We start from the raw sequence: 10,381 nt of genomic DNA, 5'->3' as shown, positions 1-10,381 counted from the left end.
ATCGGGGTGCGGATTTCATGGCTCATATTGGCCAGGAATTCGCTCTTGGCGCGGTTGGCTGCTTCGGCCACTTCGCGCGCATGGCGCGATTCGCGTTCGAGGATTTTCAGCTCGGTGATGTCGGAAATGGTGCCGATCAGGCCGGCGATGGAGCCATCCGGCCGCGTCAGCGTGGCCTTGTGGAAAATGCCGTCACGCGTGGCACCGTCCCGGCGCTGCACGCGCGATTCGTAGCTGTGGCGCGACACTTCCTGCAGCAGTTCGCGGTCGCGCAGCTGGTGGTAGCTGGCCAGTTCGCTGTTCATCAGATCGAACGAGGTCTTGCCGATGAATTCCTGCCGCGAAATGGCAAAGTATTCTTCGAAGGCGCGGTTGATCAGCCGGTATTTCAGCTGGGGGTCCTTCACATACACCGGCAGCGGCATGGCTTCGACCAGCTCTTCGACAAAGTGCAATTGTTCCTGCAGACGGGCGCTGGCCTGGTGGCGTGCGGTGATGTCGGTGCGGATGGCCACGTACTGGTAGGGGCGGCCATCGTCATCCAGAAACGGCACGATGGTGGCGGCTACCCAGTACAGGCTGCCATCCTTGGCGCGGTTGCGGATTTCACCGGTCCACACCTTGCCGGCGCTGATGCAGCGCCACATCTCGGCGAAGAAAGCGGCCGGATGAAAGCCGGAATTGACCAGGTTGTGGCTCTGCCCTTGCAGCTCGTCGAGGGTGTAGCCGCTGATCTGGCAGAATTTGTCATTGGCGTAGGTAATGACACCGTAGCGGTCGGTAATGCTGACGATGGCATGCTGGTCGAGGGCGAATTTCTGGTTTTCCAGCGCCAGCTGGGCCTGGCGGATGGCTTGCTGGCCGCGCTGGCGGTATTGCACCAGTTCGGCCACCACACTGATCAGGGCTTCCAGGTCGCCTGCCTGCGCGGCATTGTCGGCCATGCCGGCTTCGTTCTGCAGCAGGCGCACGGTTTCCCGCAGGCGGCTGATGGCGTGTTCGCGGCCGGCCAGTTCCTGTTGCAGGCGCTGGTTGGCGCTGCTCAGTTCGTCCGAGCTGAGCTCCAGGCTGCGGGTGCGCAGGCTGATGTCGCGGTCCTGCTGGGCATAGGTGCCATTGACCCGCTCCAGCAGCCCACCCAGGCCCTTGAGCGCATTGGTGGCCTGTGGCGAGACGGCGGCGCTGCCTGCCAGGCTGGCCAGCTCGGCCAGCACCTGTTGCAGCTGGTCGTCATCGGCGATGCCCATTGTGCGCCGCAACTGGCGCATCAGAATGTTTTGCATGAATTCCCTGCTGGCGTCTGCTGAGCGCGCATCAGTCGTGGGGGCCTGCCGTCTCGGCAAGCGTGGTAATGGTCATGGTCTGGTTGTGCAGGCGGCAGGGCTGGCCCGGGGCAAAGGGGCTGATTTCGCCATTGGAGTAAAAGCCGGCCAGCACGGTGTGGCTGCCCAGTTCGTCGGCCACGGCCTCGATTTCTTCATCGACCCGGTCGCCCATCACCAGCTTGCGGCCCACACAGGACACCAGCAGGGCCAGGCTGTCGCCGTCCACCGGCTGTGCCAGGCTGGCGGCGCTGGCGGCCTGTTCTGCACCATGCACCAGGTTGTCGGTGCTGGCATGCATCAGTTTGAGATAACAGCCGGTTTGCACTTCGCCGGCCAGCGTCAGGCTGCCGCTGGCTTCATCCACGCCCAGAATGGTGCGGATCACGCCGGCATCCTGCTGGTGTTCTCCCAGCATGGAGAAGGGGAACAGCAGGCCGGAGCCGGGCAGGTCGGCGGCATATTCACCCAGATAGCGCTTGTACACTTCCAGTGCCGGCGCGCCATCCAGCTCGTACAGCACGTTTTCCTGGCAGCGCGTCACCTGGCGTGCCGGGCCAAAGGTGCTCCAGCCGCCATAGGAGCCATGGCCCAGCCGCAGCTGCTTGCCATACAGTCCCACCGCCACCAGCTGCCGGTCCGAGCTGCCGTGCTCGTTCAGGGTAAAGGTGCGGCTGAAGGCGGCGTTGTCGCCCGCCAGCCCGCCCACGACCGGCAGCCGTGTGCCCAGCACGCTGCTGATGCCTTGCAGCAGGGCACTGCCATTGATGGCCACGCCCTGGCCCAGCACCAGCACCATTTGCAGGTCATCCGCGGCCAGCTGTCGCGCCAGCCGGGCACCGGCCGCGCCGGAATCGGCCATGTCATGCAGGGGCGTGGCGGCCGGCTGGACGCGGGTATGGGCAAAATGGATGGCGGTGAGTACGGTGGAGTGGTCATCCACACCATGGCTGGAGATTTCGCCAGCGGTGGAGCAGCCCAGCAGCAGGCTGTCGGGAAACGCCGCCTGCAGGGTGGCCAGCGCCTGCCCGTTGGCGAAAAAATCCAGAGCGCCGAACACCAGCAACAGCTGGGGATCAATGGCGCGCAGGGGCTGCAATTGTTCTGCCGCAGGGTGGCTGTCAGGCAGGCAGAGCTGGCGGATGCGCATGAATGGTTTCCCTTGTGGTTACCGCCATCGAATGGCATGTGAACCTTGTCATCTTAGTTAATCTGCGTGCCACAGGGGCCGCAGAATGCAGCATTGTGCCGTTGCTGGCGGAATATCGCATTTTTTTGCACTACGCAATATGACATCCGTCATGGCATGGGGCTTTTGCATGCGTGGCCGCTGGCGGTGGCGGGGCCAATACGGCAGTGCCGGCGGCGCTCTGCTATGCTCGGCCTCTGATTTGAGGAGGCAGACATGCAAAGAGTGACGATTTCGCTCAGCGACGAGCTGGCACAGGCTTTTGACGAACTGATGGCGCGGCGTGGCTACAGTAGCCGTTCGGAGGCGGTGCGCGACATGCTGCGGCGCGAACTGGGTGAGGAGGATCTGGGGCGTGGTGCGGGCGGCCCCTGCGTGGCGGTGCTCAGCTATGTGTTCGATCATCACGAACGCCAGCTGTCATCGCGCCTTACCGGCCTGCAGCACGATCACCACGACATGGCCATTGCCACCATGCATGCCCATATCAATCACGATGACTGCATCGAAACGGTGATTCTGCGTGGCGACAGCGCCGAGGTGGAAAGCTTTGCCCGCTCGGTGATTGCCGAAACCGGCGTGCGTCATGGCCAGGTGCAGCTGATTCCCACGGCAGCGGCCGCCAAGCCGGGCATGGGCTACCGTCGGCCGGGCAAGCGCTGAAGCATCAGCTGGATGGCTTGCGCCGCACCGGGTAGTAGCGGTAGCCACTGACCGCGCCGGCATGCTGATGGCCATGGCCATGTTGATGGGGGTGGCTGTGCACCACGCCGTCGGCATGGCGGTGCGGATGGGCGTGCAATAGGTGAGTGCGCTGCAGCAGCGCGTGATCGGCGAGGATTTCGGCCGGGCTGCCACTGGCCACCAGCCGGCCTGCTGCCAGCACGAATACGTGGTCGGCAATATCGGCCACGCTGTCCAGATCATGGGTGGCGGTAATGATGGTGCGGCCGCTGTCCTTGCTGTCCAGCAAAAAGCGGATCACCTCGCCCTGGCTGTGCGGGTCCAGCGCGGCGGTGGGTTCGTCCAGCAGCAACACCTCCGGCTGCATGATCAGCACCGAGGCCAGTGCCACCCGCTTGCGCTCGCCACCGGACAGGCGGTGCGGCGCACGGTCTTGCAGATGGCTGATGCCGAAGCGCTGCAGCATGTCGGCAATGGCGCTGCGGATGGTGGCCGGCGGCCAGCCCAGTTGCAGCGGGCCAAAAGCCAGTTCGTCGAACACTGTGGGGTTGAACAGCTGCACATCGGGGTTCTGGAACACCAGCCCGACCCGGCGGCGAAAGGCATAGTGGCGCTCATCCTCGGCCAGCGCCGCCTCGCTCAGCTCCTCGCCAAAAGCCAGCAGCCTGCCCTGCTGGGCAAAATACAGGCCATTCAGCAAGCGCAGCAAAGTGGATTTTCCCGAGCCATTGGCCCCGAGCAAGGCCACCCGGCAGCCGGCTTCGATACGCAACGACAGGCTGTCCAGCGCCTGTTGCTGCTGATAGTGATAACTCAGGTCCTGCAGCTCGAATACCGGCGGTGTCATGCGTGTTTCCATAAGATCAGCAGCGGCACGCACAGCGCCGGCAGCAGGGCGCACCAGTCGCGCCGACGGGTGTGGAAGGTGTGCAGCAGGTAGATGTCGCCACGGTAGCCGCGCGACACCATGGCCAGATGCACTTCGCTGCTCAGCTGAAAAGCCTTGCTGAGCAGCACGCCGCTACTGGCGGCCACCACCTGGCGCGCCAGCCGGCCACTGGGCGGTGCCAGCATGCGGCTGCGCCGGGCTTCGAACATCTGGCTGGCGGTTTGCAACAGCACGAAGATATAACGATGGGTCATGCCCAGCAGGGCCACCAGCAGCACCGGCACCCCCAGGCTGCGCATGGCCTTGAGGACATGCATCCACGGCGTGGTCAGCATCAGCAGCAAGGCATAGCTGGCCGAGGTTTCCGCTCGTCCCAGCAAAAAGGCGGCGCTACGCAAGCCTTGCAGGCTGATGCCCCAGTGCAGCAGCGGCAGCCGGAACAGGATGTCACCGGGCACCAGAAACAGTGCCGGCACGGCAATCACCCCGCTGAACAGCAAGACGCTGAGCCAGGCCTGACGATACAGCCGCCGCAAGGACACCTGCGACAGCAAGGCCAGCAGCACGGCGAAGCAAAACAGCAGTAACAGCGTGCTGAGTTGGCTGGCCAGGATGCCGCTGATCATCAGGCTGAGCAGCGCCAGCAGCTTGATGCGCGGGTCCAGTCCCTGCAGCAGGCCGCGCTGCCTGCTGATGGCTTCGGCATCCAGCGAGTGCTCCAGCGCCTGCTGCAAGCCATGCACCAGCCGCTCGGCAAAATGGCCGCCATGGCGATGGCCACCGGCGATGAAGGATTGCTCGCTCATGCTGCGCCCGGCTCCTGCTGGGGCAGCCTCATTCCGGCTGGCCTTGCCGGCCGCCCAGCCGCGACAGCAGCAACAGCGCCAGCAGGATCAGCCCGGCACCAAACACGGCCGACAAGACATAGCCGAAGTTGGCGCTATGCACGAAGGCTGGCGCATAGTCGGGGAAAGGGGCCGACCACAGGCTGGCCAGCCGTGCCAGGCCCTCCGGTGCTGCCGCCGGCGGAGCCATCTGGCTGGATGCCAGTGCCATCTGCTGGCGGCTGGCGGCATTGGCGAAATCTTCCACCCCCCACTCGCCCCAGGCGGTGCCGGCGGCCAGCAAACCCAGCGGTGACAGAATCATCAGTGCCGCCAGTCCGTACCACAGCTTGCGTGTGCTGCGCACGGCGGCGGCCAAGTCGCTGCGGCCCGCTTGCAGGGACAACAGTTCCGGATGCGCACGCTGCAGATAAGCCACCAGCCCGCCGGTGATCAGCAGCTCGGCCAGCCCGGCAAAGCTCAGATGACCCAGCATCATCGCCGGCACCGCCACCGATAGCGGATAGGGCGCATACAGCGGCGTGCCCGCGGCATCGTGGAACAGCAGCGGCTGCAGGCCGAACTCGATGGCAGCCAGCAAGGCTGCAGTGTTGATGGCCAGATAACCGGCAGCGGCGGCTGCCAGTACGCGGCGGCGCGATTGCAGCGGGGCGCCGGCCGCCAGTAACTGATAACTGGCCCAGGCCACCAGCGAACCGACGATGGCCATGTTCAGGCTATTGGCACCGAAGCTGGTGATGCCGCCATCGCCAAAGAACAGTGCCTGAATCAGCAGGGCCACCGAAATGGCGACGATAGATGCCCACGGCCCCAGCACGATGCTGATGATGCCCATGCCCACCGCATGGCCGCTGGTGCCGCCTGGCAGCGGCAGGTTGAACATCATGATGACAAAGCTGAAGGCAGAAAACAGTGCGAACAGCGGCACCATGCGGGTATGCAACAGGCGCTTGGCATGGCGGTAAGCCAGCAGCCAGAACGGAAGCGCCACCGCATAGGCCAGCGCGCAGGTCGTCGGGCTGAGATAGCCGTCTGGAATGTGCATGGAGATATCCTCAAGAAAACCGGCAGGCGCTACCGTCATACCGGTTGGTGCTGTATGAATATTTTTTAAAAAGTATGAAATGTTAGCAAGATGCATGCCACTTGTCATGGATGCTTGATGTCATCGCTGGCTGCATATCCGGTAACAGACAGGGGAGGGACGCTGGAAACATGCTGTGCAGACTGTCTGCTGAAGTGGATAGCAAATGTACGGTGTTGGCGACGGTTTGCTGTGTACTGCCTTACCCGTGCGGCGTCATGCCACTTTGTTGCTTGCTGATATTAATGCCTTGCTTGTCCGTGCTGTTCTGCAGCGTTTAATGGAAGTGCCCGCCGGTATATTTGTTTCTTATTTTCACCTTGTGTGATTTTAAATTAACTGGGTGCATAACTTTATTTCAAATAATGACAATTGAATTTTATTTTGACTGTGCCGAGGGTGTGGTTTTTAATGGGTTTGCATAATTGGTTATTTCATAATAAATAAAAAATTAACAATCAATGACGAATGTGTATTTTTTAAAAATACAATGCATTTGTCATCGATATTGGGTTTGTTACTGAGTGTTGTTAAGTTTTTGTTTGTTTTCTTGATTGTTTTTTAAATAAAAATTTAAATTGATTTGATTGGATTATTTTTATATCGTTACGTAGTTAACAAATCTTAACTAGAAAATATAATAAGCCAGCCTTAATTAATATGTCGATTCACGTGCTTATTATTTTCAGTAGCTTGAAATTAATAAGCAGTATTGTCGGCATGGATAAAAAATAATTCATAAGAATGTTCAGGGAGTCTTAACCATGCAGATGCATAGCCTCAAGACCAGTGTCAGCCTGGTCCTGCTATCGTTGTTGGCGTATTCACAAAATATCCATGCTGCATCAGATATCGATGCGGCCAATCGCCAGGCCGAAATCATCCAGCAGCGGCAGCAGCAACAGCTGCAACAGGATCGCGAAGATGCACAGCGGGCCATACTGCCTGGCGGTGTCGATCTTAAAACACTGACTCCCAGCCAGCCTGCCATCACCAGTCCGTCTGCTCAGTGCCACGATATTCAACGTATTGTCATCCGCAACAGCCCGCACATGGCCGTGGCTACCCGGCAGCAGATTGATGCCCAGTTTGCCGGTCATTGTCTGGGGGTGGGGGAGATCGGCCAGATTCTCGGCCTGATCACCCGTGACTACATCGAACAGGGCTATGTCACGACACGAGCCTACCTGCCCGCACAGGATCTGCGTGGCGGTACCCTGCTGATTGATGTGGCAGAAGGGGTGATCGAGCAGTTCAAAGTCGATGACAATGGTGCCCGTAGCGTGCCATTGGCCACCAGTTTCCCAAATTTGCAGGGCAAACTGCTCAACCTGCGCGATCTGGAACAGGGTATCGACCAGATCAACCGCCTGCAGTCCAATAATGCCAAGCTCGATATCCAGCCGGGCAGCTCGCCCGGCGGCAGTACGGTCGTGATTCATAACGAGGCTAGCCGGCCCTTGCACCTGTTTGTCACCTATGACAACCAGGGAAGTACCAGTACTGGTGGAAATCAGGCGGCAGCGACGCTGACGCTGGATAATCTGACCGGCTTGGGGGAAATGTTTGCCCTTACCCACCGCGAGTCGATTCCAACCAGCAACAAAGAACACTATTCCGCTTCTGACGACTTCAATCTGTCGCTGCCTTTTGGCTACAACACCTTTGCCGTTGATGTGAACCGCTCGCGTTACATCAATGTGCTGACACTGCCCAGCGGGACCCAGGAAACCGCCGAAGGCAATAACAAGATCAGCACTTTCAGCTGGAATCGCGTGGCGTTTCGCGACCAAGTGTCCCGCCTGAGTTTTGGCGCGGCGCTGACCACCAAGGATGCCCGTAACTATTTTGCAGACCAGTACCTGAATGTCAGCAGTCGCAAGCTGAGCGTACTCGATCTGAAAGCATCCTATTCCACCGCAATTCGCAATAGCCATCTGTCGCTGGACCTCGACTATGCCCGTGGTCTGGCCGAATTTGGTGCCATCCACGATTCCGGCATTCTGCCGGGCGAGCAGCCGCATGCCCAGTTCCAGAAACTCACGGCAGACCTGCATTTCCACTTGCCATTCGATTTGCTGAGCAAGCATTTCAGCTATGACAGCGAGGTGTTCGCCCAGCAGGCTTACAACGCGCTGTACGGTTCAGAACAATTGTTGATTGGCAGCATTTATTCGGTACGTGGCTTCGTCAACAACAGCCTGTCGGGCGATACCGGTTATTACTGGCGCAATGACCTCTCCATGCAGCAGCAATTCCAGATCGGACATGAAACCCTCAACGGCAAGATTTACGCCGCGCTGGATACCGGTTGGGTCACCAATATGAACCCTGATCTGCAAGGGGGGAGCCTGACTGGTGCCGCCATTGGCCTGCAAGCCCAGTGGCGTGGCCTTACCTGGGATCTGTTCCGTTCTGCCCCGGTTGAAAAACCGGCCACCATGTCCCGCGAACCGGCGCAAACCTGGTTCCGTGTTTCTGTCGCGCTGTAAGGAGATCAGTCATGAACAAGATCTATCGTCTGGTCTGGAATGCCGGCAAAAACTGCTGGATGGCCGCCGCCGAAATCGCCCGTAGCAGTGGCCCGCGCTCGGCTACGGTACGCAATGCTGCCAGCTTGTCCTTGTTGGGGGCCAGCTTGCTGGCGCAGGCCGCTCCCCCATTACCCACGGTAACGCCAACCGGCAGCAATACCCGCAGCTACGTTGCACCGAATGGCACAACCGTGGTGGATATTGCGACTGCCAATGCAGCCGGGGTGTCGAACAACCAATACACCCAGTACAACGTCAATAGCCAGGGTCTGATCCTGAACAATGCCAATACCAGCCAGGTGACACGTCAGTCACAGCTGGCAGGTCAGGTCTACGCCAACGTCAATCTCAGCAATGAAGCCAGCCTGATTCTCAACCAGGTAGTCAGCAGCAACCGCAGTACCCTGGCCGGTTTCACCGAAGTACTGGGTAGTCGTGCCGATGTCGTGGTAGCCAACCCCAACGGCATTACCTGCTCCGGCTGCGGTTTCATCAATACCGACCGCGTCACCCTCAGCACGGGCCTGCCTGTGCTCAGCGGCAATGGCAGCCTGTCCGGTTTCAATGTCACTCAGGGTGACATCCTGATCAATGGCAGCGGCATCAATGCCTCTGCCCAGCAGATTCTCGATCTGGTCAGCCGCTCGGTGTCAATTGGTGGCCAGGTGAATGTACCCGACTTTGGTGTGTATACCGGCCCCAACCGCTGGAGTTATATCACCCGCAGTGTGACCGGCAGCACCAGCCCGGTGGGGAGTGCCCCCAGCTTTGCGATTGATACGGCAGGCTTGGGTGGCATGTATGCCAACCGTATTTTCCTGGTGTCGACCGAAGCCGGCGTCGGGGTGCGCATGCTGGGAAATGTCGCAGCCAATAGTGGTGATTTCACCCTGACTGCAGCGGGTAGCATTCTGCTTAATAATCAGCTGTCCGCCACCGGCAATGTCGCCATCACTGCCAATGGTAATGGCAGCAGCCTGCAACTGAGTGATGCCAGCCTCAATGCAGGGCAAGATCTCAGCCTGGTCAGCCAAGGGGCTACCAGCCTCAGCGGCAGTGCCATCATTGCCAGCCATGACCTCAGCCTGACTGCCGCCAGCCTCAGCGACAGTGCCAGCAGTAATAGCCAGAGCAACAACAATGTCCGCTTTGCCGGGGAGGATCTCACCCTGGCCGTCAGCGGCAGTGGCACGATCGATGGTACCCAGTGGGGTAGTGGCAGCGGCCAGTGGCAGGCCAGTTATGGTGGCCTCACCATTGGTAGCCATGGCGCAACGCTGTACGGTAGCCAAACCATGCAGCTGACCGCCAGCAGTGGTGATCTGGCACTGGGAAAAGCCCAGCTCAAGACCGCAGGTGACATCACACTCCATGCCAGCGGAGCCATCAGCACGGTGGCTGATGCCGCTCAGGGCATCGAGACCACGGCCGGCAACCTTGCCCTGACGGCAGGGAATGGCCTCAGCAATGCAGGCAGCATCAGTGCCGACAATGGCAGCGCAACCCTGCGAGTGGGTGGCAGTCTGCAAAACAGTGGCCAGCTGTACGCCAAGAGTGCGCTGGACATGGCCGATGCCAGTGGTAACGGTACGGAATCCTTCAGCAATACCGGCAGCGGCCAGATTATCAGCGATGGCACCCTGCTGCTGAAAGGCGCTGCCGCCAGCAATACCGCTAGTGGCTGGGTACAGGCGGGTGGCTATAGCAGCCTGCAGCTGGCCAGCCTGAACAACGCCGGCACCTGGCTGCTGTCCACCGGCAGTGGCAGCACGGCAGATAGCGTGAGCCTGAGTGGGGCGCTGACGGATAGCGGCACGCTGCAATCGGGCCGGGC

At 60.2% G+C, this 10,381-nt stretch carries 8 protein-coding genes; 3 read left to right on the top strand and 5 right to left on the bottom strand.

Going from position 1 to position 10,381, the window contains the following annotated elements; translation table 11 throughout:
• Together EAY64_RS16755 and EAY64_RS16750 are read right to left on the bottom strand one after the other, a co-directional pair.
• Window positions 1-1,283, bottom strand: a 1,283-nt coding sequence (locus EAY64_RS16755) for a PAS domain-containing protein (protein ID WP_122081964.1), incomplete at its 3' end; no start/stop codon positions are given.
• A 31-nt stretch (window positions 1,284-1,314) separates the two neighbouring features.
• Entirely contained in the window at window positions 1,315-2,472 is a 1,158-nt protein-coding gene (locus EAY64_RS16750) for an FIST signal transduction protein (protein ID WP_103525884.1), read from the bottom strand.
• Window positions 2,473-2,727: 255 nt separating this feature from the next.
• Here EAY64_RS16750 and nikR point away from each other — a divergent pair, with 255 nt between their 5' ends.
• Window positions 2,728-3,174: a nickel-responsive transcriptional regulator NikR gene (gene nikR, locus EAY64_RS16745; RefSeq protein ID WP_103525883.1), complete on the top strand. Its 447-nt coding sequence runs from the start codon at window positions 2,728-2,730 to the stop codon at window positions 3,172-3,174.
• Between the two features lie 4 nt (window positions 3,175-3,178).
• Here the strand turns inward: nikR and EAY64_RS16740 are convergent, their stop codons facing one another.
• From EAY64_RS16740 to cbiM, 3 genes are read right to left on the bottom strand one after another with little or no spacing between them, the layout of a single operon-like run.
• Window positions 3,179-4,042, bottom strand: coding sequence for an energy-coupling factor ABC transporter ATP-binding protein (locus tag EAY64_RS16740; RefSeq protein ID WP_103525882.1), 864 nt, complete (start codon window positions 4,040-4,042; stop codon window positions 3,179-3,181).
• Window positions 4,039-4,890, bottom strand: coding sequence for a cobalt ECF transporter T component CbiQ (gene cbiQ / locus EAY64_RS16735; protein ID WP_103525881.1), 852 nt, complete (start codon window positions 4,888-4,890; stop codon window positions 4,039-4,041). The genes EAY64_RS16740 and cbiQ overlap by 4 nt, the downstream gene beginning before the upstream one ends.
• A 28-nt stretch (window positions 4,891-4,918) precedes the next feature.
• Entirely contained in the window at window positions 4,919-5,974 is a 1,056-nt protein-coding gene (gene cbiM, locus EAY64_RS16730; protein WP_103525880.1) for a cobalt transporter CbiM, read from the bottom strand.
• A gap of 803 nt (window positions 5,975-6,777) precedes the next feature.
• Here cbiM and EAY64_RS16725 point away from each other — a divergent pair.
• Window positions 6,778-8,505, top strand: a complete 1,728-nt coding sequence (locus EAY64_RS16725; protein ID WP_103525879.1) for a ShlB/FhaC/HecB family hemolysin secretion/activation protein — start codon at window positions 6,778-6,780, stop codon at window positions 8,503-8,505.
• Between the two features lie 11 nt (window positions 8,506-8,516).
• Window positions 8,517-10,381: two-partner secretion domain-containing protein (locus EAY64_RS16720; RefSeq protein ID WP_122081962.1), on the top strand; the 1,865-nt coding region annotated here is incomplete at its 3' end.

Source organism: Aquitalea palustris (genome assembly GCF_003693445.1).
GTDB lineage: Bacteria > Pseudomonadota > Gammaproteobacteria > Burkholderiales > Chromobacteriaceae > Aquitalea > Aquitalea palustris.
This window is presented reverse-complemented; position numbering and strand designations above follow the sequence as displayed.